We start from the raw sequence: 22644 nt of genomic DNA, 5'->3' as shown, positions 1-22644 counted from the left end.
CGCCGGCGAAGATTTGTCTCCCCGCCGGCGCGTCGAGTCAGGCCATGGCAGGCTCGAGCATCCGTCGCACCTCCGCGGCGGCGGCGCGGCCCTTGATGGCATCGCGCCAGGCGCCTTCGGCGATACGCTGATGCGTCATCACGGCATCTTCCGCGCTCGTAATCATGGCGACGCCGGTCTGAGCATCCGGCGGCGCGTCGGTCGAGAAGGGATTGATCGACAGCGATGCGCGCTCGCGCGCGCGCAGAATCGTAAAGGGGCCGTTCGGTTCGGCCCCGGACATGAGGCCGAATTGCAGGCCGATCGGCTCGCTCTCCATCAGTTCGACCATGCGTTCGACTTCCCTGCGAGCGGTTTCGCGGCACTTCCGACGCAGCTTTTCGGAAAGCGGCAGCGCGCTGGCGATGCCCTGCTCCATGAATCGTCGTAGCGCGGTGGTCGTGAAAATCGCGATGACCGACGGGCGGCGCGCCACGAACATGCGTTTGCGAACCGAGAGCACGCCCAGAACCTGTTCCGCCGCCGAGCGGGCCATGGCCCGATCCTGTCCGCTCGATTCAGCGTTTTCCTCGAACACCTGGGTCAGGGTCGAGTCATATTCATCCGAGGTCGTCAGGTAGCAGACCGGCCCGAAAAATTGCAGGATTTGATCGGATGTCTCCTCGATCTGTCGCAGCCTTTCGAGGTAGCCGATCGGACGGCTGTAATATTCGATGCCGATCCCGAGCAGGGTCAGCGGCGAGATCTTGAGCAGCTCCGCGAGGCGCTTGACGGTGTCGAGCTTGATCACCTCGCCTTTCTCATAGCGGTAGAGTGCCGCGCGGGATACGCCGAGACGGGCAGCAATTTCCTCGGCCTTGAGACCGGATTCCATGCGGTAGGCCCGGAGTTGCTGACCAATATCGTTAAAATGCATCATCCGTTCTCACTTTTAAAACACGAATTCGTTCCAAATGCGGAGCCTAATTTTCAATCCGTTTCTATCAGAAATAGATCGGGACGCAAAATATTATCGGCATACTAAATTCTGGGCATGAACCTCGATTATCCTGACATCGGACCGAATCGTCATGGCTATGGCATCTGAAAAATTGCATATGCCGTATTCTTATTAATTTGTCGAGACAATCGGTGTGAGAAACGAATCTGAAAGACGGGCAGCCGCCCGTCGGCGGGCCGAGCATCGAGGGCGCGATGCCGAGAGGCGCGTCGCCGGATGGTACGCCGCACAAGGCTTTGTTGTGCTTGCGCAAAGGCTGCGCACGGCGGCGGGCGAACTCGACCTCGTGGTGGCCGACCGCACAACGCTCGTCTTCGTGGAGGTAAAGGCACGGAATGCTCTGCGGTCCGCGATCGAATCGGTTGCGCCGCGCCAGCGCCGGCGTCTTGTCGCCGCGGCGGCCATCGTCCTCGCCGGCCAGCCGGACTGGGGGCGAGCGGAGACACGTTTCGACGTTGTGCTGCTCGTCGGGGATGACGTGCACGCGATACGCGACGCGTTCCGCGCCGATGATCCCTGACCTGTTTGGCCGAGCGGCCCGGGAACGGCTATAAGCCTCTCATGAGTGATCCCATGCCCGAGCCGGCCCGGCTCACCGGTACCCGCGCAGACATGCCGGTGAGTGCCGAACTGCGTCGGAACGTGGCGTTCTGGATGCTTCGCGAAATGGAATGTCGCCTTGGCGAGGCGCGGTCGGACCTCGTGATCGACTTCGCGGCCCGCCGAACGACGATCGATGAAGCCGCGGGGGCGGCCGTTGCGCGCGTTGCCGCGAGACTGGCCGGCGAATGGATGCTCCTGGCGCGCGCGGGCGTTCCGCTCCCTCTGGCCGGACTTGCGGCTGCGCGCGTCGCGGCCCAGTTCGCGGAAGCCGAACATCTGACCCTGCCAGACGGCATGGGCTGGGCAGCGACGATGGCGGCGGAACTGCCGCCCAGTGCCGCCAGCTTGGCAGATGTGTCGCGCCGTCTGGCGGACCATGTGGCCGGCGCCGGGGCGGCCGTGGCGGACGAGGCGGCCATCGCGAGGCTGCGCGCCCTATGGCCGGTGATCGGGATCGCCGAGTCGATCATGGAGACGGGGGGCGACATCCGTCTGATGCGCGATCCCCAGAGCGATCTGAACGGCTATGGTTGCAGCCATCGGCCCCGCCCCTGGGCGGTGACCTTTGCCTCGTCGACCGCATCGTCGGTCTCCGAACGGGGATACGAAGCGGCGGACCGCCTCCGGCTGAAGATCACCGCCGCGATGCTGCTGGAGGGTACGCGTCGCCCGATCGAGCGTCAGGCCATAGCCGTAAGGCGGACGATCGGCCGCGATTTCGGCCTTCCGCGCGGCGGAGCCGTCGTGCTTGCGGCTTCCGGCACCGATAGCGAATTGCTGGCGCTGGCGCTGAGCCATCTGCCGGACGCGGTGCGCCCCATCACGACCATCCTGCTCGCGCCCGAGGAGACGGGAAGCGGTGTGCCGATGGCGGCGGTCGGGCGGCATTTTGCGATCGATACGGCAAACGGACATGACGTTTCGCGCGCGGCACCCATCGAGGGCTTCCGTCCGGATACCGAACTGGTTTCGATTCCGTTGCGGGACGAACGCGGCGCTCCGCGTCATCGCGATGCGGTCGAGGCGGAGATCGTCGCAGCTGTCGAGGCCGCCGTGGCATCAGGCCGGCGCGTGATCCTGCATGCGCTCGATCTGTCCAAGACCGGGCTGCTCGCACCATCGATGGCGTTGCTGCGGCGGCTGAGGGCCCGCTTCGGCGACAGTCTGGATATCGTCGTCGATGCCTGTCAGCTGCGGATGGCGCCGGCGCGGATCCGCGCCTATCTCGGCCTTGACGCCGTCGTGCAGGTGACCGGCTCGAAGTTTCTCACCGGCCCGCCCTTTGCGGGGGCCGCGCTGATTCCGCCGGCGATCGCCCGGCGGCTGGGGCGCGGCAGGCTGCCCGCGGGGCTTGAGGCCTATTTCAGCCGGGGCGAATGGCCCCCCGCGGCAAAGGCGGCGCGGGGGCTTCCGGAGGGCGCCAATTATGGTCTGCTGTTGCGCTGGCGGGCGGCGCTCGCCGAATTCAGGGCGCTCGCCTCTGTGTCGGATGCGCGCAAGGCCGAGGTGATCCTGCGCTTCCGCAAGGCAGTCGAGGCGGCGGTTGCCCGTCATGATGTCTTCGTGCTGCAGGATGTGCCCGATCCGGCACGCGAGGGCGAAGGATGGGATACGCTGCGCAGCGTCTTTGCCTTCGCCGTGTGCGCGCCGGGGGCGGCGGATCGCCTGCTCGACCCGGCGGCGGCCCGGCGGCTTTATCACTGGCTGAATGCGGATTGCGCCGCCCTGTTCGACGCCGCCGCCGAGCGGCGCGTGGCGGCGCGGATCTGCCATATCGGCCAGCCTGTCGCCCTGCCGGACGGCGCGGGCGGGCAGGTCGGCTGGCTCAGGGTCTCGGCGGGGGCGCGGCTGATTTCCGGCGAGCCGTCGCATCGCGGCCTTGCCACCGAGCGGCGCCTTGCGCGCGAAATGGCGGACCTCGCACTGGTGTTCGACAAGATCGCGCTGCTGCGCGCGCACTGGGAGCGGGTGGCCGAGGCCGACCCGCGCCCGTGTTACCGATAGGCCGGCTCAGCCGGCGAGGGCGGCTTCCAGCGCGTCCATCCCCTCGCCCAGAACCGTGTCGCTCACCGTCAGCGGCACCAGCAGGCGGATGGCGTTGCCATAGACGCCGCAGGAAATCACGATGAGCCCGTGTTCGCGGGCGCGCGCGATGACCTGCTTCGTAGTGTCGGGGTCGGGCTCGTAGCTGCCGCGCTGCCTGACGATGTCGAAGGCGATCATCGCCCCCGGACCGCGGATCGCGGTGATCGGCGCCACATCGTTGCGCGAGGCGATGCGTTCCAGCCGGCTCTTCATCGTGGCGCCGATCGCATTGGCGCGCTCCACAAGGTTTTCATCCCGGATGACGTCGAGCACGGCGAGGGCGGCGGCGCAGGCGAGCGGATTGCCGGCATAGGTGCCGCCGAGGCCGCCCGGCTCCGGCGCATCCATCACCGCGGCGCGGCCGATCACGCCGGAGAGCGGGAAGCCGCCGGCGAGGGATTTCGCGATCGTCATCAGGTCCGGCTTGACGCCCGAATGCTCGATGCCGAACATCTTCCCGGTGCGGCCGAAACCGGTCTGCACCTCGTCGACGATCAGCAGGATGCCGTGGCGGTCGCAGATCTCGCGCAGCGCCACCAGCAGCTCGGTCGGCGCCGGGATGAACCCGCCCTCGCCCTGGACAGGCTCGATCACGATGGCGGCAACGCGCTCGGGCTCGATATCGGCACGGAACAGCATGTCGATGCCGCGGATACTGTCGGCCACGCTGACGCCGAAGGGCTCGTACGGGAAGGGCGCGTGGTAGATCTCGGCCGGCATCGGCGCGAAGCGCTTCTTGTAGGGAATGACCTTGCCGGTCATCGCCATGGTCAGCAGGGTGCGGCCGTGATACCCGCCGGCGAAGGTGATCACGCCGGGGCGGCCGGTGGCGGCGCGGGCGATCTTGATCGCGTTTTCCAGCGCCTCGGCGCCGGTGGTCAGGAACACGGTCTTGGCCGGCCCCTCGATCGGCGCGATCGCGTTGAGCCGTTCGGCGAGCGCCACGTAAGGCTCGTACGGCGTGACCTGGAAGCAGGTATGGGTGAAGCGGTCGAGCTGCGCCTTCACCGCCTCGATCACCTTCGGATGGCGATGCCCCGTGTTGAGCACCGCGATCCCGCCGGCGAAGTCGATATAGCGCTTGCCGTCCGCGTCCCACAGCTCGGCGTTCTCGGCGCGGGCCGTGTAGGCCATCGGGTGGCTGATGCCCACACCGCGGGCCACGGCGGCCTCGCGCCGCGCATGAAGGTCGGTATTCGTGCTCATTCCTCGATCTCCGCGGCGGCGGGGTTACGGTGCATCGTGCTGTGCACCACGAAATCGGCTTCGGTCGCGTCGCGGATCTGCTCGATCGTCACATCGTCGGGCTTGTCGACCAGGACGAGCGACGGGGATCGCGCATGGTCGACCTCGAACACCGCCATGTCGGTGACGATCATGCTGACCACACCCTTGCCGGTGAGCGGCAGAGTGCATTTCTTCAGGATCTTGGGCTCGCCCTTCGCCGTGTGCTCCATCAGCACGACGACGCGCGGCACGCCGGCGACGAGGTCCATCGCCCCGCCCATGCCCTTCACCATCTTGCCGGGGATCATCCAGTTCGCGAGATCGCCGTTCTCGGCCACCTGCAGCGCGCCCAGGATCGAAATATCGATATGCCCGCCGCGCACCATGGCGAAGGACTGGGCAGAATCGAAATAGCTCGTGGTCGGCAATGCGGTCACGGTCTGCTTGCCGGCGTTGATCAGGTCGGCGTCCTCCTCGCCCTCGTAGGGGAAGGGGCCGATGCCGAGCATGCCGTTCTCCGAGTGCAGCTGCACGGAGATGCCCTCGGGAATGTGGTTCGCCACCAGCGTCGGGATGCCGATGCCGAGATTGACGTAGAAGCCGTCCTTCAGTTCACGGGCGGCGCGGGCCGCCATCTGATCGCGTGTCCAGGGCATGTTTCCCTCCTCAGGCCCGCTCGCGGACGGTGCGTTTCTCGATATGCTTCTCGACGTGCGCGAGCTTGACGATGCGTTTGACGTAGATGCCGGGGGTGACGATGTGGTCGGGGTCGATCGTGCCGGGTTCGACGAGTTCCTCGACCTCGGCGACCGTCACCTTCGCGGCGGCAGCGCAGATCGGATTGAAGTTCCGCGCCGTCTTCCGGTAGACGAGATTGCCCTCGGTATCGCCCTTCCAGGCATGGACCACGGCGAGATCGCCGAAAATGCCGCGTTCCATCACGTAGTGCCGGCCGTCGAACTCGCGGGTTTCCTTGCCTTCGGCAACCTGGGTGCCATAGCCGGTGGCGGTGAAGAAGGCGGGGATGCCGGCGCCGCCGGCGCGGATGCGCTCGGCCAGCGTGCCCTGCGGGTTGAACTCGATCTCCAACTCGCCGGCGAGATACTGCCGGGCGAAGGTGGCGTTCTCGCCGACATAGGAGGAGATCATCTTCTTCACCTGCCGCGTGTCGAGCAGGATGCCGAGACCGACCCCGTCGATCCCGGCATTGTTGGAGACGATGGTCAGGTTGCGCACCCCGCTCTCGCGGATGGCCTCGATCAGCGCCATCGGCACGCCGCACAGGCCGAAGCCGCCGGCGAGGATGGTCATGTCGTCGCGCAGCAGACCGGCGAGCGCCTCGACGGCGCCGGAATAGACCTTACGCATCCGGTTGGTTTCCTCCCTGGTGTTTCAGCGTTCGACGCACATGGCCACGCCCATGCCGCCGCCGATGCACAGCGTGGCGAGCCCCTTGCGGGCGTCGCGCTTCTGCATCTCGAACAGGAGCGTGGTGAGTACCCGCGCGCCAGAGGCGCCGATCGGGTGGCCGATGGCGATGGCGCCGCCGTTCACGTTGACCTTCGCCGGGTCGAGATTGAGGCCCTTGTTCACCGCGCAGGCCTGTGCCGCGAAGGCCTCGTTCGCCTCGATCAGGTCGAGATCGGCGACCGACCAGCCGGCGCGGGCGAGCGCTTTCTGCGAGGAGGGGATCGGCCCGGTGCCCATCACCGCGGGATCGACGCCGGCGGTGGCGAAGCTGGCGATGCGGGCCAGCGGCGTCAGGCCGCGCTTCGCCGCTTCCTTCGCCGACATGACGACGAGGGCGGCGGCGCCGTCGTTGATGCCGGAGGCGTTGCCGGCGGTCACGGTGCCGTCCTTCGAGAAGGCGGGCTTGAGCTTCGCCATGCTCTCGGCCGAGGCGTCATGGCGGATGTATTCGTCATCGGCGATCACGACCTCGCCCTTGCGGGTAACGATCGTCACCGGCGCGATCTCGTCGCGGAAGCGGCCGGACTTCTGCGCCGCCGAGGCCTTCTGCTGCGAGGCGAGGGCGAGGGCGTCCTGCTCCTCGCGGGTGATCTGATAGGACCGGGCGACGTTCTCGGCGGTGGTGCCCATGTGGTAGCCGTTGAAGGCATCCCACAGCCCGTCCTTGATCATGGAGTCGATGAACTTGACGTCGCCCATCTTGGTGCCGGCCCGCAGATGGGCGACATGGGTGCTGAGCGACATGCTCTCCTGGCCGCCGGCGATGACGATATCGGACTGGCCGGACATCACCTGCTGCGCGGCCAGCGCGACGGCGCGCAGGCCGGAGCCGCAGACCTGGTTGATGCCGAACGCGGTCTTGGCATCCGGGATGCCGGCATTGCGCGCGGCCTGGCGGGCGGGGTTCTGGCCCGCGCCGGCGGAGAGCACCTGGCCGAGGATCACCTCGTCGACCTCGTCGGCGGAAAGTCCGGCACGCTCCATGGCGGCCCTGATGGCAACCTCGCCCAGCACATGCGCCGGGGTGGCGGCAAAGGCGCCGTTGAAGCTGCCGACCGGCGTGCGGGCGGCCGCGGCGATGACGATGTCGTCCATTGTGCTCCTCCTCTCGGTTCCGTGCGGTGCAGCATAGACCTTTGCCGCCGCAAGGGCTACAGCCAGGCTACCCATTCGCCGAATGGTTGCCATAGGGCTTGCGGCGCGCTCATGCCGGCGATCATGCCGATGTGGCCGGCCTTCGGCGCGATCACCGTGGCGTGCGGAACGACCGTGGCGAGGGCGGCGGCGGAGGCCGGGGGCACCAGCCGGTCGCGCGCCGGTGTCGCGATCAGGGTGGGACAGGTGATGGCGGCGGGGTTCACCGGCAGGCCGGCGATGCGCCATGCGCCCTGCGCGGTCGCGTTCTCGCCATACCATCCGCCAAGGGTTTCCCGCGCCACCGGGGCGGCGAGCGGCACGCCGTCGTTCAGCCAATCCTCGAGCGCAACGAAGCGGACCGCGCGCGGGCTCGCGGGGTCGAGGGCGGCGAATGCGCGGTATTTCGCGGTGACGCCGAACGGATCGAGGGTTGCGAACAGCGTCTGCAGAGCGTCGATCGGCACCGTGCCGGTGGCCGCCATCAGCGGTTCGAGGATGGGCAGGCTGGTGGCGAGGCTGCGCGCCGCCTCCTCGTCCTCGGCATGGAAATCCCACGGCGTCGCCAGCAGGGCGAGGGCACGGATACGCTCCGGCGCGCGCAGGGCGGCGGCCAGGGCCAGCAGCCCGCCCATGCAGTAGCCGACCAGGACGACCGGGCCTGCCACCGCCTCCAGCGCCCGTTCAAGGCGGCCGGCGACATAGTCGGTCAGCGTGAATTGCCGTTCGATGGCGCCGGGCCAGCCCCAGTCGAGCAGCAGCGGATGGGCGCCATGCGCCGCGAGAAAACGCAGGAACGAGGCGTCCTCGGCGAGATCGAGGATATGGGCGCGGTTGACGAGGCTGGGGACGAAGAACAGCACGGGTCCGGTGCCGCCGTAGTCGAGCAGACGCGAAGAGCCCTCGGCCCATACGGCAGGCGGATCGGCCAGGGTGCGGCGCCACGGGTGGCGGCGATAGGCGGCGATGCCGGCGAGCAGGGCGGCATCCTGCGCAAGGGCCTCGCGCACCACCGCCGCGGCGAAATCAGGATCCGCCAGACTGTCCGTCGCGTTCCAGTGCGGCCAGACGTGCCTCAAGTTCGGCAATGCGGCGATGGAGGCGTTCGACCGCATCGCCGCCAGCATCAGGTGCAGCAGGAGAGGACGCGGGCCGCGGCGCTCCATCGGGCCGGGCGCGTCGGGGCGGGTCATGGCGGGACAGCGCCTCGGCCGTGCCGATCGCGGCGGTCGCGGCGCCGGCCCAGAGCGTCATCAATCCGGTCCAGCCCTCGCGCCACTCGCGATCCTGCGCGAGGGCGGTCAACTCGCTCTGCCAGAGCGTGATCCAGTCGCGCGCAAGCTCGCCGAGGCGCGATTCGGCGTTCGGAGGTTCGGCTTCGTGCTTGTCGCCCTGTCCGGCGTCTGTCATGAGGCATCCTGGCAACCGCGCTATATCGAGGATTTTCTAGCGCGAAAGGCGTCCCTTCTGCCAGTGGTCGCCTGACAAGGAGTGGCCATGTCGCCGGCATTCGTGCTCACCGGGTTCGTCGTCGGCCTGCTCATCGGGCTCACCGGCGTGGGCGGCGGATCGGTGATGACGCCGATCCTCGTTCTGCTCTTCGGCATCCGCGCCTCCACCGCAATCGGCACCGACCTGCTCTTTGCGGCCTTCACCAAGGCGGTCGGGACCGCGGTTCACGGCGCGAACCGCACCGTGGCGTGGCCGGTGGTCTGGCGCCTTGGCGCCGGCAGCGTGCCGGGCGCCGCGCTGGCGATCCTGCTGCTTGCCCGCCTCGGCGTTCACGGTGCCGCGGCGAACCGGCTCAGCCTGCTGCTGCTCGGCGCGATGCTGCTGTTCGCGGCGGCTTCGCTTGCCGTGAAGCCCTGGGTCACGCATCGCGGCGCCGGCGGATTGCATCGTGCGCCACCGGCATGGATGACCATCGCTCTCGGGATCGTGCTGGGCGTGACGGTGACGCTCTCCTCGGTCGGCGCCGGCGCGCTCGGCACGGTCGCGCTCATCTATCTCTACCCGCGGCTGTCGATGCGGGAGGTGGTCGGCTCCGACATCGCCCATGCGCTGCTGCTGACGCTGGTTGCCGGGTTTGGCCGGCTCTGGCTGCACGGAATCGATGCGCCGATGCTCGGCGCCCTCCTCGCCGGATCGCTTCCTGGCGTCTTGATCGGCAGCCTGTTCGTGAAGCGCGCCCCCGAGCGCCTGCTGCGGTTGCTGCTCGCCGCGATGCTCGGCCTGGTCGGACTGCGGATGCTCCTCGAACTGGCATGAGGCGGTGCTGGCCTTTGCCGTTCGTCTCTGTCATGGTGTTGCATTGCAAACTGCCGAATCAACGGCGACCGGATTCCACGCCTTGCGACGAGGGGAAAGGGCGAAGAAAATGCCTCAGACGCCGGACGGCACCAAGCCGATCGTCATCAAGAAATACGCCAACCGGCGCCTGTACAATACCGAAAGCTCGACCTACATCACGCTCGAAACCCTTTCGGAAATGGTGCGGGAAGGGCGCGATTTCGAAGTATTCGACGCCAAGACGGGCGAGGACATCACCCGGGCGGTGCTCACCCAGATCATCGTCGAGGAGGAGAGCAAGGTTGGCCAGGCCATGCTGCCGACCAATTTCCTCCGCCAGCTTATCGGTCTGTACGGAAACAACATGCAGGGCGTCGTGCCGCGCTTTCTCGAGCAGGCGATGAGCCAGTTCAGCCGCCAGCAGTCGCAGATGCGCGCGGCGATGCAGCAGACGATGGGAAATTTCATCCCCCCCGGCATGGAAGAGATCGGCCGCCAGAACATGGCGATGATGGAACGGGCCATGAGCCTGTTCTCGCCGTTCGGGGCGCAGGGCGAGGCATCCGCCGCCGGTGCGGACGATCATGGCGCCGCCGAGGAAATCGAGACCCTGCGCGCCGAGGTCGAGAGGCTGCAGGCGGAACTTGCCGCGCTCAGGGCGAGGGCGCCGAAGCGGGCGTGACGACGTCCCGCCGACGGAACGGCTCATGAGCGAACGGACGGTACTGGTCAGCGGGGCCGCCGGGTTCATCGGCCGGGCGGTGACTGCCCGCCTTGCCCTGTCGGGCGCGGAAGTGGTCGTCGCGCTGCGTCGCGCGCGCGCGGTGCCCGGGGCGGCGCGCGCGGTCGACGCCGGGGACCTTGCCGCCCCCGCTCCCGCCCTCGTCAACGCGATGCGCGGGGTTGGCGCGGTGGTTCACGCGGCGGGACTGGCGCATCGCACCGGCGTTGATCCGGCGGCGCTGGCGGCGGCGAATGTGACGGCGGCCCGCCGGGTGGCCGAGGCCGCGGTCGCGCGCGGGGTGCCGCGCCTGGTTCTGGTTTCCTCGGCGGCGGTGTTCGGCAAGCGGCGGGACGAGATGTTCGACGAGATCAGCGCCCCCCGGCCGGACGACGCTTATGCCGCAAGCAAGCTCGAAGGCGAGGCCGCCGTGCGGGCGGCGGTGGCCGGCAGCGCGACGCGGCTGGTGATCGTGCGGCCCTGCGCGGTGATCGGGCCGGGATGTGCCGGCAACATTCCGCGACTTGTCCGGCTGATCCGCCGTGGCTTGCCGCTGCCCTTCGGCGCCATCAGCAATGCCCGCAGCTTCATCGCGGTGAACGATCTCGCCCTCCTGATCGAGCGGGCGGTGAGCGCGGAAGATCCGCCGGACTGCGTGATCGGCGCGCATCCCGAGCCGGTTTCAACGACAGGGCTGATCCGCGCGCTGGGCCGTGGCCTCGGCCGGCGGGTCACGCTGCTGCCGTTTCCGCCCTCATGGCTGGGCGCGGCCGCACGCATGGCCGGGCAGGGTGAGTCGTGGCGGAGCTTCGCCGGCTCGTTTCATGCCGATGTCGCCCTTGCCAGGGATTCCCTCGGATTTTCGGCATCCACGCCGGTGCCGACGGCCCTGGAAGCGACCGCGTCCGCTTTGCGGTAATCGGTTACCGCTCACTGATCCGCTTGACGCGATGGCGCATTTCGCGCATACGCGCCGCCATCGTATGGATGATGTCACGAGGACTCCCGTCATGAAGACCACCGTTTCGCTGAAACCGGCGGACGTGCAGAAGGACTGGGTGCTGATCGACGCCGACGGGCTTGTGCTCGGCCGGCTCGCCGCCCTGATCGCCAATCGTCTGCGCGGCAAGCACAAGCCGCAATTCACCCCGCATGTCGACTGCGGTGACCACATCATTGTCGTCAACGCGGAAAAGGTGAAGGTGACGGGCAAGAAGATGGATGATTCCGTTTTCTACTACCACACCGGCTATCCGGGCGGCATCAAGGGGCGGTCAATCCGCCAGCGCCTCGAAGGCAAAAATCCGGAAAGCGTGATCGAAAAGGCGGTCGAGCGAATGATCACCCGTGGGCCGCTGCAGCGCCAGCAGATGAAGAACCTGCACATCTATGCCGGTCCGTCGCATCCGCATCATGGCCAGCAGCCGCAGGCGCTCGACGTCGCGGCGCTGAACCGCAAGAACACCAACCGTAACGCGAGGGCGTGAACATGTCCGGAACCGGTACGCTCGCCGATCTGAAGACCATCATCACCCCGACCGCCGGCACCGCCGCCGACGCCGAGGCCCCCAAGCGCGAGCCGAAGCGCGACGCGTTGGGCCGCTCCTACGCAACCGGCCGCCGCAAGGACGCGGTCGCCCGGGTCTGGATCAAGCCGGGCAAGGGCGAGATCGTGATCAATGGCCGCAAGGCGGCACAGTATTTCGCGCGGCCCGTGTTGCGGATGCTGATCACCCAGCCGTTCCTCGTCGCCGACCGCTACAATCAGTTCGACGTGATGGCGACCGTCACCGGCGGCGGGCTTTCGGGCCAGGCCGGCGCGGTGCGGCACGGCATTTCCCGCGCGCTGACCTATTACGAGCCGGACCTGCGCGGCATTCTCAAGGCGGCGGGCTTCCTCACCCGCGACCCGCGCACGGTGGAGCGCAAGAAATACGGCAAGGCGAAGGCCCGCCGGAGCTTCCAGTTCTCCAAGCGCTGAGCGAAGCGGATTTCAGCATGCAGCCGCCCCGGCACCGTCCGGGGCGGTTCGTATTTGTGCCGTTTCCATTTTTTTGTCATTTAGGCTCTGGCGGTGGTGCACGGGGCGATTCGGAACGCGCCTGCCGATTTGGCAAAAGCAACGGGATCGGGTCAGATGGCCGCAGCGCGTGAGGGTTTCAGCAATCTGTGTCTGGGTGAGCAGCTCTGTTTTGCGCTCTATGCCGCGACACATGCGATCACGCGGGTATATCGCCCCCTGCTGGCCGAGTTCGGCCTGACCTATCCGCAATACATCGTCCTGCTCGTGCTGTTCGAGCGCGCCGAGTCCACGGTCAACGGCATTGCGGAGGCGCTCCGCCTCGATGCGGCGACGGTAACGCCGCTGCTCAAGCGTCTGGCCGAGGCCGGGTGGGTGTCACGGGAACGCAGCCAGGCCGACGAGCGCGTGGTTGTCGTCAAGCTGACCGCCAAGAGCCACGCTGCCGCCGCCCAGCTTTCCGCCGTGCAGCATAAGGTGCGCTGCCGCGCAGGTCTCGACGATCTGCAGTTTGAACGGCTGCGGACGGAACTCATCGACCTTACGCAAAGGCTCAGTGTCGAGGTCGAAGAGCCTGCGTGATCTCGGGACTCCGGCCCTCGTGCCCGGCATGACGACGGGCATCGGGCGCAATATCGGGCAATAGGCAGGGCCTCCCCTGGCCAGCCTCAGGAAAATCAGTGCGGCAGATGGCGTTCGATGGCTGTGGCCATCCGGTCGGCCACGCGGTCGAGCATGATGTGGTCGTCGGATTTCACTTCGAAGGTTCTTCCCATCAACTCGCGCCCGGAACGCAGGTCGAGCAGATAGCCCTTCAGATAGACGATCAGATCGCTGACCCGGTGCAGTGTGCCGACGAAGAGGAACCGGGCGTGCGCCTTCCTCGCGGCGGTGGCGAGGCATTCCGGGCATGTCGACGGATGATCGTAATCGTCGTTGATCGGCGCCATTCTCGCGCGCGTCTCCGCGGTACCGACGGCCTTGACCGGACCCGCATGGTCGAGATCGGCCCGGATCCGGGCGGCGGCCTCATGCAGCCAAAGACGCTGGTCGGCGACGACGGCCGGCCTTTGGTCGGCCGCCGTGTCGAACAAGTCGATCGGGGCGACGAACACGGTCGCCCGCGGTGCAGCGGTTGCGGTGGGAACGATGCCGGCCAGCATCGAGGGCAGAAAGAGCGGTGCGGCAAGAAGAGGCCGGAGCCGCATCCGATCAGGTCACCCTGCCGTGGCAGTATTTGTATTTCTTGCCCGAGCCGCATGGGCAGGCGGCATTGCGCGGCGTGGACGCCCAGGTCTCCGGTCGGTTGGGATCAACCGATTCGGCCCGGTAGGTGCTGACCGCCATCTCCGGCGCGAGCGTCGGCTGCGGTTCCGCCAGGGCGACGCCGTCATACGGGCCGCTGGCGGGATGGCTGGTGAACATCGATGCCGGATCGAAGGCGGGCGCCGGTGCCGTGGCCGGGTCGGAGCCGAGTTCAACATGTGCGAGCACCGACGAGACCTGTTCCTTCAGGTCCTCGAGCATCGCGGTGAACAGGGCGAAGGCCTCGGCCTTGTATTCGTTGAGCGGGTCGCGCTGGCCATAGGCGCGCAGGCCAATGCCCTGACGCAGATGGTCAAGCGCGAGCAGATGTTCCTTCCAGAGATGATCCAGCGTTTGCAGCAGGATCGATTTCTCGAGGAAGCGCATGAAATCCGGGCCGAAATTGGCGGCCTTGGCGGCCATGTGGGCCTCGACCGCCTCGCTGATGCGCTCGCGCAGATGGCTCTCGTCGATGCCTTCCTCGGCGGCCCAGTCGACGACCGGCAGCTCCAGGCCGAACACGCGCTTCACGTCCTCGGCGAGTTCCGCGCTTTCCCACTGCTCGGCATAGGCCTTCTCGGGGATTCGCCGCTCGACCATCTGGGCGATCGTGTCGGCGCGCATTTCGCCGATCACATCGGCGACGCTTTCGGCGCGCATGAACTCGCGGCGCTGGGCATAAACCTCCTTGCGCTGGTTGTTCATCACGTCATCGTATTTGAGAAGGTTCTTGCGGGTGTCGAAGTTCCGCGCCTCGACCTTCTTCTGGGCCTTTTCGAGGGCCTTGTTGATCCACGGATGGATGATCGCCTCGCCGTCCTTGAGGCCGAGCTTCTCCAGCATCGGGCCCATCCGGTCGGAGCCGAAGATCCGCATCAGGTCGTCTTCGAGGGAGAGGAAGAAGCGCGAGGCGCCGGGGTCTCCCTGGCGGCCGGAGCGGCCGCGCAGCTGGTTGTCGACCCGGCGGCTCTCGTGCCGCTCGGTACCGATCACGAACAGGCCGCCGGCGGCATGGACGATGTCGTGCGCCGCCTCGATCTCGGCGCGGATCTCCGCCTCGCGTGCCGGGCGGGCGGATTCGGGCAGCCTTTCGAGTTCGGTCTTCAACCGCATCTCGAGATTGCCGCCGAGCTTGATGTCGGTGCCGCGGCCGGCCATGTTTGTCGCGATCGTGACAGCACCCGGCGCGCCGGCTTCGGCGACGATCGCCGCTTCCTGCTCGTGAAACCGCGCGTTCAGCACGGCGTGGGGAATTTTCCGGCTGTTGAGCAGGTTCGAGATGATCTCCGATTTCTCGATCGAGGTGGTGCCCACCAGCACCGGCTGCTGGCGCTGGCGGCATTCCTCGATCAGCGCGGCGACGGCCTCGTATTTCTCGTCGGCCGAGCGATAGACCTCGTCATCGCCGTCCTTGCGGGCGACGGGCACGTTGGTCGGGATTTCGACCACCGCGAGCTTGTAGATCTCGTCGAACTCGTCGGCCTCGGTCATTGCCGTGCCGGTCATGCCGGAGAGCTTGGGGTAAAGGCGGAAATAGTTCTGGAAGGTGATCGAGGCGAGGGTCTGGTTCTCGCGCTCGACCGTGACGTGCTCCTTGGCTTCCAGCGCCTGGTGCAGCCCGTCGGAATAGCGGCGGCCCTCCATCATGCGGCCGGTGAACTCGTCGATGATGATGACCTGGCCGTCCTTGACGATGTAGTCCACATCGCGGGTGAACAGCGTGTGCGCGCGCAGCGACTGGTTCGTGTGATGCACCAGCGAGACGTTGAAGACGTCGTAGAGATTGCCCTCGGTGAGCAGCCCGGCCTCGGAGAGCATCTGCTCGACCCGCTCGGAGCCGAGCTCGGTGAGGTTCACCGTCTTGAACTTCTCGTCCTTGTCGTAGGTCTCGGGGTCCTCGACAAGCTGCTTCACGATGCCGTCGACCTGGTTGTAGAGTTCGGTCGGCTCGTCGGAGGGGCCGGAGATGATCAGCGGGGTGCGGGCCTCGTCGATCAGGATCGAGTCGACCTCGTCGACGATCGCGTAATTGAAGTCGCGCTGCACCATGTCGGCCAGCGCGTATTTCATGTTGTCGCGCAGATAGTCGAAGCCGAACTCGTTGTTGGTGCCGTAGGTGATGTCGGCCGCGTAGGCCTCGCGCCGCGCATCGTCCTCCAGCCCGGGCACGATCACGCCGACGGACAGGCCGAGGAAGTTGTAGAGCTGGCCCATCCAGCCGGCGTCGCGTTTGGCGAGATAATCGTTGACGGTGACGACATGCACGCCCTTGCCGCTGAGCGCGTTGAGATAGACCGGCAGCGTGGCGACGAGCGTCTTGCCCTCGCCGGTCTTCATCTCGGCGATCTTGCCATCGTGCAGCACCATGCCGCCGATCAGCTGCACGTCGAAATGGCGCATGCCGAGCACGCGCTTCGCGGCTTCGCGGCAGACGGCGAACGCCTCGGGCAGCAGGCGGTCGAGGCTTTCGCCGGCGGCGAGGCGGTCGCGGAATTCGGAGGTCTTGCCCTGGAGGGCCGCATCATCGAGCGTGGCCAGGGCGGCTTCGTGGCCATTGATTTCGGCGATGCGGCGGCGATAGGCTTTCAGCGCGCGGTCGTTGCTGGTGCCGATGATGGCGCGGGCGATGCTTGAGAACATGTTGGAGCGAGCTTCCGGTCTATCCGCGAGTCTGAAACTGTCTGTCCCGAGTGGTCTGGGTGTGAAGGCAGCCCGCCCGCGCGCCATTCTGCGCGGCGGCCGGACTGCGGGCGCTGATCTGACATAAGAGTGTGCGCCGATCTGGTCAAATCAAGCATCGTTACGGGTGGGGGCATGGCCGCAAATGTAAGCGAAGCCGGAGGCGGGCGGGTTGCGGGCGATGCGCGCTTCAGTCATGGTGCGGCCGATTTCCACTAGGGACCAGCAGCATGAAGCGTTCTCTCTCAGGATATTCGGTCGGTTTCGCCTTCGCCGCGGTGATTGCGCTGGGGTTGGCCGGCCCCGCGCAGGCGGCCACCGGCGGCGATGCGGGTGCAACGGCACCGGCGGCCGCAACCAAGGCCCAGCCCGCCGCGAAGGCGCAGAAGGACACGGTTGTCGCGATCGTCGATGGCCATGACATCCACCTTTCGGACGTCGCCAAGGCGGCGCAGGATCTCCCGCCGCAGTTGCAGAACGCGCCGCCGCAGGAGCTTTTCCCGGTGCTTCTCAACCGCCTCGTCGATGAGCGCGCCCTGCTGGTCAAGGCCCGCAAGGCCGGCACCGCCAAGGATCCGAAGGTGGCCGCCGAAATGAAGGCGGCAGCGGACCAGGCGCTTGAACGCGCCTATCTCCGCGCGCTGGTCGAGCCGAAGCTGACGGATGCGGCGGTGAAGGCCTATTACGACTCGCATTACGTGAAGGCGAAGCAGCCCGAGGAAGTAAAGGCGCGGCAGATCCTGGTGAAGACCCAGCAGGAAGCCGACAAGATCATCGCCCAGCTGGGCAAGGGTGCGAAGTTCTCCGCCCTCGCGAAGAAGTACAGCATCGACCCCGGCGCCAAGAACGGCGGCGAACTGGGCTGGTTCACCAAGGACGAGATGGTGAAGCCCTTCGCGGATGCGGCCTTTGCCCTCAAGCCGGGCACCTACACCAAGACACCCGTTCATTCGCAGTTCGGCTGGCATGTCATCGAGAGCCAGGGCAAGCGCGAGAAGCCGGTGCCGCCGCTGGCGGATGTGAAGGACCAGATCCGGCAGCAGATCACCAACAAGGCGGTCACCTCCGCGCTGGAGGATGCGCGCAAGGGGCTGGATATCAAGCTCTTCAATCCGGACGGCACGCCGGTGCAGGGCGGCGCTTCCGCCGCGCCCGCGAAGAACTGAGCGGGACGCCGTGGCGAAGGACCTGCCGGTATCGCCGCTGGCGGTGCCGTTGCCCGAGCTTCCGGCCATCGGCGGCGTGCGGTTTGCGACCGCCGCCGCCGGCATCCGTTACCGCGGGCGGGATGACGTGCTGCTCGCTTCCTTCGCGTCCGGCACGACGGTTGCGGGCGTCTTTACCCGCAACAAGTGTCCCGGCGCGCCGGTGACCTGGTGCCGCGACATCCTGCCCGGCGGAACCGCGCGGGGCCTCGTCGTCAATGCCGGCAACGCCAACGTCTTCAACGGCGCGGCAGGTGCGGCGGCGGCGCGGCTGAGCGCCGAAGCTGCGGCGCGCACGCTCGGATGCGCTCCGGAGCAGGTGTTCCTGGCGTCGACCGGCGTGATCGGGGAGCCGATGCCGGCGGAGCGGATCGTCGCGGTCATGGATGGGCTCGCCGCCGATCTGGCGCCGGAGCGCTGGGCGCAGGCCGCGCGCGCGATCATGACGACCGACACCTTTCCCAAGGCGTCGACCCGCACGGCGAAGATCGGCGGGGTCGAGGTGCGGATTTCCGGGATCGCCAAGGGCAGCGGCATGATCGCGCCCGACATGGCGACGATGCTCGCCTTCATCGTGACCGACGCGGCGGTGTCCGCCGCGACCCTGCAGGCGCTGCTCCGCCGCGGCGTCGGCCCCAGCTTCAATTCGATCACCGTGGATTCGGACACGTCGACGTCCGATACGGTGCTGCTGTTCGCGACCGGCGCGGCCGGAAATCCACCCGTCGAAGACGCGCGCGACCTGGCCGCCTTTCGCCGGGCGTTGAACGCCGTGCTACATGATCTGGCCCTGATGGTGGTGCGCGACGGCGAAGGGGCGCGGAAACTGATCGAGATCAACGTCGCCGGCGCCGTCTCCGCGCGCTCGGCGCGGCGGATCGGGCTCGCGATCGCGAATTCGCCGCTGGTCAAGACCGCCGTGGCGGGCGAAGATGCAAACTGGGGGCGGATCGTCATGGCGGTGGGCAAGTCCGGCGAGCCGGCCGACCGCGACCGGCTGGCGGTGGCCGTCGGCGGCGTCTGGATGGCCCGCGACGGGCGGGTGGTCGAGGGCTACGACGAGGCGCCGGTGGTCGCGCATATGCGCGGGTCGGACATCCGTATCGATGTCGATCTCGGCTTGGGGCGCGGGCGCGGGCGGGTTTGGACCTGCGACCTCACGCATGGCTATATCGACATCAACGGCAGCTATCGCAGCTGATCTGCCGGCGGGGCGGCACGAATGGCCGCCTCGCACTCCTGTCCTCACGATCTCGTGACCGAGGAAATCTTTCCGCAACTCATCCGTTTGAATGCCCGCTGCGTAACCGGGGCATGAGATCGCCGCCGGCGATCGAGCAGAGGAGATGACGGACCATGAAACTCAGCCATCTGGCCCTGGGCAGCGCGCTTGCCCTCGCCGCCTGCGGCGCGGCCTTCGCCGCGATGACGAACGATTCGGTGATGGTCGGCGGCGCGCCGATGTATCCCACCCGGAACATCGTGCAGAATGCCGTGAACTCGAAGGACAACACGACGCTGGTGGCCGCCGTGAAGGCCGCCGGCCTCGTGAAGGCGCTCGAGGGCAAGGGGCCGTTCACCGTTTTCGCGCCGACCAACGAGGCTTTCGACATGCTGCCGAAAGGCACGGTCGCCACGCTTCTCGAGCCGAAGAACAAGGCGGAACTCACCTCGATCCTGCTTTATCACGTCGTCCCTGGTGACTTCACCTTCGACACCCTGCGCGCCGACATCGAAGGCCATGGCGGCATGGTGAAACTGCCGACCCTCGACAAGGGGCACGACCTCACCTTCCGGATGAACGGCCCGCACAATATCGAGGTCGTCGATGACAAGGGCAATGTGGCGCAGATCGAGACATACGACGTCAATCAGTCGAACGGCGTCATTCAGGTGATCGACCGTGTTCTGATGCCCTGAACCGGGTTTCCCGCGATCCGGCGGGGCCCCGCCCGGCCGGAATTCGAGCCAGCGGCATGCACGCCGCTGGCTCTTTTTTGATGCGGAACGCATCCGGATGTCTCCCGGGGCAGGCGCATCGCGGCTCCGAATCGGCGAGCGGTCTTCTGCTGCAAGGGAATTTCACGAAGCTGGGGAGTGCCGCGGCTACCGGTTTGGAGCACCATCCGATCCATCCGGATCGGATGTAGTGCTCTATGATATTGATAATTAGAGCATCTTTATCCGATCAGATGACTCCATCTGATCGGATGATGCTCTAGCCGGGCGCGCGGAGAATGCGGGCACGGTAGGCGGCGCGGATATGGGCGCGGGCCTCGCGCTCGGCGCCGGCGGAATCCCGCGCGGCGATCCGCTCGACGACCGCGCGGTGCTCCGCGACGGAGTCGGCTCCGCGCCCCTGGACCGCGAGGGTGGTGCCGCCCAGCAAAGCGAGGGAGAGGCGCATGCTTTCGAGCATTCCGTTGAGGTAGCGGTTGCGCGCCGCGTTCCGGATCTGCCGGTGAAAGATGCGGTTGTTGGCCGCCAGCTCCTCGGGCCGGTCGACCAGCGCCGCGTCGCGCTCGACGAGGGCGGCCAAGAGCGAAATCTCCGCCTCGGTCGCGTGAAGCGCGGCGAGGCGCGCGGCGGTTCCTTCCAGGACCTCGCGCATTTCATAAAGCTCCGCCAGCTGGGTATCGTCGAGTGTCGCCACGATCGCGCCGTGATGGGGTTCGTGGACGACAAGCCCCTGATGCTCGAGGCGCTTCAGCGCCTCGCGGACCGGCGTACGGCTGATCCCGAAGCGTCGCGCGAGTTCAACCTCGCGGAGCCGGGCGCCGGGCGCGAACTCGCCGCCCTCGATGGCCGAGAGCAGGCTTTCATAGGCATCCAGGGAACTCGGCCGGCCGGCGGCCTTTGCGCCGGCCGGTTCCGTCCCACCCAGCTCGTGCTCACCGGCAGGCGTCATCCCGCACTCATACGCGACCGTGGTGAGGCCTCCAAGCCTGGCCCGCCGCCTTCCGCATCATGCGTGGGGGGCGGCGTCCCGCGTCGCGATGCGCTGGACGGTGGGCGGCGCGGCGGGCAGCGCCACGCCCGGCGTTGCCAGTTCGACACGTTTCAGGGCCTGCCGCGCCGCGAGCCGGTCCGGATGGCGCGGCGGCTTCCTGTGCGCGAGGATATAGGCGTAGGCATTGGCGCCGGGCGGAAACGGATGACCCGGGCCGAGCGCGGTGCGCCCCGGCGGAACGGGAGGGTCGAGCGGAATGTCGAACCGCCGGTTCACCTCGGCAAGCCGTGCGCCTTCCAGGGGGGCGATGCCGAGCATCGGGCCGATCCGCGCAATGATCCGCCCGACCGCCGGCGCGGCGACATAGCCGCCGGTGGTGAAGCCGTGCGAAAATCCGGCCATCTTCTTCGTCGGCCTCGGATGGATCACCAGCACGTAGATGACGTAGCGCGGATCGTCGGCCGGAAACACCGCCATGAAGGACGAGTTGTTGAGATGGTTCCGATAGCGGCCATCCCGCCCGACGACCTGCGCCGTGCCGGTCTTGCCGCCGACGCGATATCCCTTCACCCGCGCGTAGACGCCGGTTCCCGACAGCACGACGCCCCGCATCAGCCGCCTCATCGTTTCCGATACGCCCGGCCGCATGACCCGGACGCCCGTGCGCGGCGGCGCGCCGGGCCGGCGCGCGAGCAGCGTCGGGCGGAAGAGGATGCCGCCGTTCACGTCCGCGACCACGGCATTGACCAGCGTCAGCGGCGCCATGGCGATGCCGTTGCCGAAGCTCACCGTCATCGTCGTCAGCAGCTTCCAGGTATCGGCGGGATGCCAGATCGGCGGCTGGGCGCCGGTCATCTGGATCGGCGGCGGCTTGAAGAATCCCATCTTGCGCAGCCAGGCGCGCTGCAGTTTCGGCCCGAGGATGGTCGCGATCCGCGAGGCGCCGATATTCGACGAATACGCAAGGATCGACGGCATCGCCAGCCAGCGGTGCACTGGCTCGTAGTCGGTGATCGCGAAACCGTTCATGACGAGCGGATGGGTCGTGTTGAACTTGTCCCAGTAATGCATCAGCCCCGATTGCAGCGCCGCCGGCAGGGTCATCAGCTTCATCACGCTGCCAGGCTCGTAGTCGCCCGAGATGCAGCGGTCGAACAGGGTGTCGGCCGGCGCGTCGTGGTAATCGTTGGCGTTGTAATCCGGCAGGCTGACCATGGCGACGATCCGCCCGCTCATCGATTCCACGATTCCGCAGGCGCCGCGTGCCTTGTAGTCGCGCATGGCGCGCGCGACCTCGTGGTGGACGATGGCCTCCACCCGCAGGTCGATCGACAGGCGCAGCGGCTGGCCGGGCTTGCTCAGCAGCCGCTTGTCGTAATAGGCCTCAACTCCGGAAAGGCCGTGCTGGCCCGGGGTGACGCCGCCCAGGATATGCGCGGCAAGGTCGCCCTGCGGATAATGCCGCTGCCAGGTTCTCTGGAAATACAGGCCGGGAATGCCGAGCCGGTTCACCGCGAGCTCCTGCGTGGCGGTAAGGTGCCGGGAGATATAGACGAATCCGTAATGCTTCATGCCGAGCCGGCGCGCCGTCGATCTGACGTCCAGGCCCGCGATCTTCCTGGCCAGCGCCCTGGCGTCGCGCCACGGATGGCGAATCTGGCGCGGATCGGCATAGAGCGAGGCGCCGGGCAGCGAGACGGCCAGCAGCCGCCCATTGCGATCGAGAATGGCGGCGCGGTCCGGTTCCAGGGGTCTGGTGCTCAGGTCGGGCCTGAGCGCCGAGAGCGCCGCCTGGTTCGGCGGAAGCGGATCGATGACCGTGGCATCGGTCAGCTTCACCGCGACCGCCACGAACAGCACGACGAATCCGGCGGCGCCGAGGCGCATCCGCCGCCGGAACCGGCGCGCCCAGCCGGACGTCGCGGACTCGCCGGAAGCAGGCGGTCTCGGCGTCAT

The 22644-nt window shown here is 67.5% G+C and carries 22 protein-coding genes; 11 read left to right on the top strand and 11 right to left on the bottom strand.

Annotated elements, in window-relative coordinates; all coding sequences use genetic code 11:
- Window positions 1-37: 37 nt before the first annotated feature.
- On the bottom strand, window positions 38-916 hold the full coding sequence (locus tag RT91_RS08870; protein ID WP_007422203.1) for a helix-turn-helix domain-containing protein: 879 nt from the start codon (window positions 914-916) through the stop codon (window positions 38-40).
- A 217-nt stretch (window positions 917-1133) separates the two neighbouring features.
- Here RT91_RS08870 and RT91_RS08865 point away from each other — a divergent pair, with 217 nt between their 5' ends.
- Together RT91_RS08865 and RT91_RS08860 are read left to right on the top strand one after the other, a co-directional pair.
- Window positions 1134-1520 (top strand): YraN family protein, encoded by a 387-nt coding sequence (locus RT91_RS08865; RefSeq protein ID WP_012039917.1) that lies wholly within the window; start codon window positions 1134-1136, stop codon window positions 1518-1520.
- 53 nt (window positions 1521-1573) lie between these two features.
- Window positions 1574-3607 (top strand): hypothetical protein, encoded by a 2034-nt coding sequence (locus RT91_RS08860; RefSeq protein ID WP_035186826.1) that lies wholly within the window; start codon window positions 1574-1576, stop codon window positions 3605-3607.
- Window positions 3608-3613: 6 nt separating this feature from the next.
- On the opposite strand, the gene gabT is transcribed toward RT91_RS08860, so the two are convergent.
- Genes gabT through RT91_RS22520 form a run of 6 tightly spaced genes read right to left on the bottom strand, consistent with a single transcriptional unit; the run spans window position 3614 to window position 8929 of the window.
- Entirely contained in the window at window positions 3614-4894 is a 1281-nt protein-coding gene (gabT, locus tag RT91_RS08855; RefSeq protein ID WP_007422200.1) for a 4-aminobutyrate--2-oxoglutarate transaminase, read from the bottom strand.
- Window positions 4891-5571, bottom strand: coding sequence for a CoA transferase subunit B (locus RT91_RS08850; protein WP_007422199.1), 681 nt, complete (start codon window positions 5569-5571; stop codon window positions 4891-4893). The genes gabT and RT91_RS08850 overlap by 4 nt, the downstream gene beginning before the upstream one ends.
- A gap of 10 nt (window positions 5572-5581) precedes the next feature.
- Window positions 5582-6283, bottom strand: coding sequence for a CoA transferase subunit A (locus tag RT91_RS08845; RefSeq protein WP_012039915.1), 702 nt, complete (start codon window positions 6281-6283; stop codon window positions 5582-5584).
- 24 nt (window positions 6284-6307) lie between these two features.
- On the bottom strand, window positions 6308-7480 hold the full coding sequence (locus RT91_RS08840; RefSeq protein WP_007422197.1) for an acetyl-CoA C-acetyltransferase: 1173 nt from the start codon (window positions 7478-7480) through the stop codon (window positions 6308-6310).
- A 56-nt stretch (window positions 7481-7536) separates the two neighbouring features.
- The gene (locus RT91_RS08835) at window positions 7537-8598 is read right to left on the bottom strand and encodes an alpha/beta fold hydrolase (protein ID WP_240314242.1); all 1062 of its coding nucleotides are present in this window, start codon (window positions 8596-8598) and stop codon (window positions 7537-7539) included.
- Window positions 8546-8929, bottom strand: coding sequence for a hypothetical protein (locus RT91_RS22520; RefSeq protein ID WP_231295264.1), 384 nt, complete (start codon window positions 8927-8929; stop codon window positions 8546-8548). Before RT91_RS22520 ends, RT91_RS08835 begins: the two co-directional genes overlap by 53 nt.
- 87 nt (window positions 8930-9016) lie before the next feature.
- Between RT91_RS22520 and RT91_RS08830 the strand changes: the two genes are divergently transcribed.
- The 6 genes from RT91_RS08830 to RT91_RS08805 all read left to right on the top strand — a co-directional run bounded on the left by RT91_RS08830 (window position 9017) and on the right by RT91_RS08805 (window position 13131).
- A complete protein-coding gene (locus tag RT91_RS08830; RefSeq protein WP_035186820.1) occupies window positions 9017-9787 on the top strand; it encodes a sulfite exporter TauE/SafE family protein in 771 nt (256 codons plus the stop codon).
- A 109-nt stretch (window positions 9788-9896) separates the two neighbouring features.
- Window positions 9897-10490 carry a polyhydroxyalkanoate synthesis repressor PhaR gene (phaR, locus tag RT91_RS08825; protein ID WP_012039911.1) on the top strand — a complete coding sequence of 198 codons (594 nt, stop codon included), beginning with the start codon at window positions 9897-9899 and terminating at the stop codon, window positions 10488-10490.
- A 25-nt stretch (window positions 10491-10515) separates the two neighbouring features.
- A complete protein-coding gene (locus RT91_RS08820; RefSeq protein WP_012039910.1) occupies window positions 10516-11448 on the top strand; it encodes an NAD-dependent epimerase/dehydratase family protein in 933 nt (310 codons plus the stop codon).
- 91 nt (window positions 11449-11539) lie between these two features.
- Window positions 11540-12016 (top strand): 50S ribosomal protein L13, encoded by a 477-nt coding sequence (gene rplM, locus RT91_RS08815; protein WP_012039909.1) that lies wholly within the window; start codon window positions 11540-11542, stop codon window positions 12014-12016.
- Between the two features lie 2 nt (window positions 12017-12018).
- Window positions 12019-12510: a 30S ribosomal protein S9 gene (gene rpsI, locus RT91_RS08810; RefSeq protein ID WP_007424752.1), complete on the top strand. Its 492-nt coding sequence runs from the start codon at window positions 12019-12021 to the stop codon at window positions 12508-12510.
- A gap of 156 nt (window positions 12511-12666) precedes the next feature.
- Window positions 12667-13131: a MarR family winged helix-turn-helix transcriptional regulator gene (locus RT91_RS08805; RefSeq protein ID WP_007424751.1), complete on the top strand. Its 465-nt coding sequence runs from the start codon at window positions 12667-12669 to the stop codon at window positions 13129-13131.
- 95 nt (window positions 13132-13226) lie between these two features.
- Here RT91_RS08805 and RT91_RS08800 read toward each other — a convergent pair whose 3' ends face one another.
- Window positions 13227-13712, bottom strand: a complete 486-nt coding sequence (locus RT91_RS08800; protein ID WP_240314241.1) for a DUF2380 domain-containing protein — start codon at window positions 13710-13712, stop codon at window positions 13227-13229.
- A gap of 49 nt (window positions 13713-13761) precedes the next feature.
- The gene (secA, locus tag RT91_RS08795; protein ID WP_035186815.1) at window positions 13762-16494 is read right to left on the bottom strand and encodes a preprotein translocase subunit SecA; all 2733 of its coding nucleotides are present in this window, start codon (window positions 16492-16494) and stop codon (window positions 13762-13764) included.
- 269 nt (window positions 16495-16763) lie between these two features.
- Here secA and RT91_RS08790 point away from each other — a divergent pair, with 269 nt between their 5' ends.
- From RT91_RS08790 to RT91_RS08780, 3 genes are all read left to right on the top strand, one after another.
- A complete protein-coding gene (locus RT91_RS08790; protein WP_035186813.1) occupies window positions 16764-17699 on the top strand; it encodes a peptidylprolyl isomerase in 936 nt (311 codons plus the stop codon).
- 10 nt (window positions 17700-17709) lie between these two features.
- Complete coding sequence (gene argJ / locus RT91_RS08785) at window positions 17710-18939, top strand: bifunctional glutamate N-acetyltransferase/amino-acid acetyltransferase ArgJ (protein WP_035186810.1); 1230 nt, start codon at window positions 17710-17712, stop codon at window positions 18937-18939.
- A gap of 155 nt (window positions 18940-19094) precedes the next feature.
- Entirely contained in the window at window positions 19095-19658 is a 564-nt protein-coding gene (locus RT91_RS08780; RefSeq protein ID WP_007424746.1) for a fasciclin domain-containing protein, read from the top strand.
- A 298-nt stretch (window positions 19659-19956) separates the two neighbouring features.
- Here the strand turns inward: RT91_RS08780 and RT91_RS08775 are convergent, their stop codons facing one another.
- A complete protein-coding gene (locus RT91_RS08775; protein ID WP_007424745.1) occupies window positions 19957-20646 on the bottom strand; it encodes a GntR family transcriptional regulator in 690 nt (229 codons plus the stop codon).
- 57 nt (window positions 20647-20703) lie between these two features.
- Window positions 20704-22644, bottom strand: a complete 1941-nt coding sequence (locus RT91_RS08770) for a penicillin-binding protein 2 (protein WP_035186808.1) — start codon at window positions 22642-22644, stop codon at window positions 20704-20706.

Source organism: Acidiphilium sp. JA12-A1 (assembly GCF_000724705.2).
In the GTDB taxonomy this organism is placed as follows: Bacteria; Pseudomonadota; Alphaproteobacteria; order Acetobacterales; family Acetobacteraceae; genus Acidiphilium; species Acidiphilium multivorum.
This window is presented reverse-complemented; position numbering and strand designations above follow the sequence as displayed.

What these genes read in the sequence shown, in the direction of transcription:
- RT91_RS08870 (WP_007422203.1), bottom strand. Translation starts at nt 916, where the DNA reads ATGCATTTTAACGATATTGGTCAGCAACTCCGGGCCTACCGCATGGAA.
- RT91_RS08860 (WP_035186826.1), top strand. Translation starts at nt 1,574, where the DNA reads ATGCCCGAGCCGGCCCGGCTCACCGGTACCCGCGCAGACATGCCGGTG.
- gabT (WP_007422200.1), bottom strand. Translation starts at nt 4,894, where the DNA reads ATGAGCACGAATACCGACCTTCATGCGCGGCGCGAGGCCGCCGTGGCC.
- RT91_RS08850 (WP_007422199.1), bottom strand. Translation starts at nt 5,571, where the DNA reads ATGCCCTGGACACGCGATCAGATGGCGGCCCGCGCCGCCCGTGAACTG.
- RT91_RS08845 (WP_012039915.1), bottom strand. Translation starts at nt 6,283, where the DNA reads ATGCGTAAGGTCTATTCCGGCGCCGTCGAGGCGCTCGCCGGTCTGCTG.
- RT91_RS08840 (WP_007422197.1), bottom strand. Translation starts at nt 7,480, where the DNA reads ATGGACGACATCGTCATCGCCGCGGCCGCCCGCACGCCGGTCGGCAGC.
- RT91_RS22520 (WP_231295264.1), bottom strand. Translation starts at nt 8,929, where the DNA reads ATGACAGACGCCGGACAGGGCGACAAGCACGAAGCCGAACCTCCGAAC.
- RT91_RS08830 (WP_035186820.1), top strand. Translation starts at nt 9,017, where the DNA reads ATGTCGCCGGCATTCGTGCTCACCGGGTTCGTCGTCGGCCTGCTCATC.
- phaR (WP_012039911.1), top strand. Translation starts at nt 9,897, where the DNA reads ATGCCTCAGACGCCGGACGGCACCAAGCCGATCGTCATCAAGAAATAC.
- RT91_RS08820 (WP_012039910.1), top strand. Translation starts at nt 10,516, where the DNA reads ATGAGCGAACGGACGGTACTGGTCAGCGGGGCCGCCGGGTTCATCGGC.
- rplM (WP_012039909.1), top strand. Translation starts at nt 11,540, where the DNA reads ATGAAGACCACCGTTTCGCTGAAACCGGCGGACGTGCAGAAGGACTGG.
- rpsI (WP_007424752.1), top strand. Translation starts at nt 12,019, where the DNA reads ATGTCCGGAACCGGTACGCTCGCCGATCTGAAGACCATCATCACCCCG.
- RT91_RS08805 (WP_007424751.1), top strand. Translation starts at nt 12,667, where the DNA reads ATGGCCGCAGCGCGTGAGGGTTTCAGCAATCTGTGTCTGGGTGAGCAG.
- RT91_RS08800 (WP_240314241.1), bottom strand. Translation starts at nt 13,712, where the DNA reads ATGCTGGCCGGCATCGTTCCCACCGCAACCGCTGCACCGCGGGCGACC.
- secA (WP_035186815.1), bottom strand. Translation starts at nt 16,494, where the DNA reads ATGTTCTCAAGCATCGCCCGCGCCATCATCGGCACCAGCAACGACCGC.
- RT91_RS08790 (WP_035186813.1), top strand. Translation starts at nt 16,764, where the DNA reads ATGAAGCGTTCTCTCTCAGGATATTCGGTCGGTTTCGCCTTCGCCGCG.
- RT91_RS08780 (WP_007424746.1), top strand. Translation starts at nt 19,095, where the DNA reads ATGAAACTCAGCCATCTGGCCCTGGGCAGCGCGCTTGCCCTCGCCGCC.
- RT91_RS08775 (WP_007424745.1), bottom strand. Translation starts at nt 20,646, where the DNA reads ATGACGCCTGCCGGTGAGCACGAGCTGGGTGGGACGGAACCGGCCGGC.
- RT91_RS08770 (WP_035186808.1), bottom strand. Translation starts at nt 22,644, where the DNA reads ATGACGCCGAGACCGCCTGCTTCCGGCGAGTCCGCGACGTCCGGCTGG.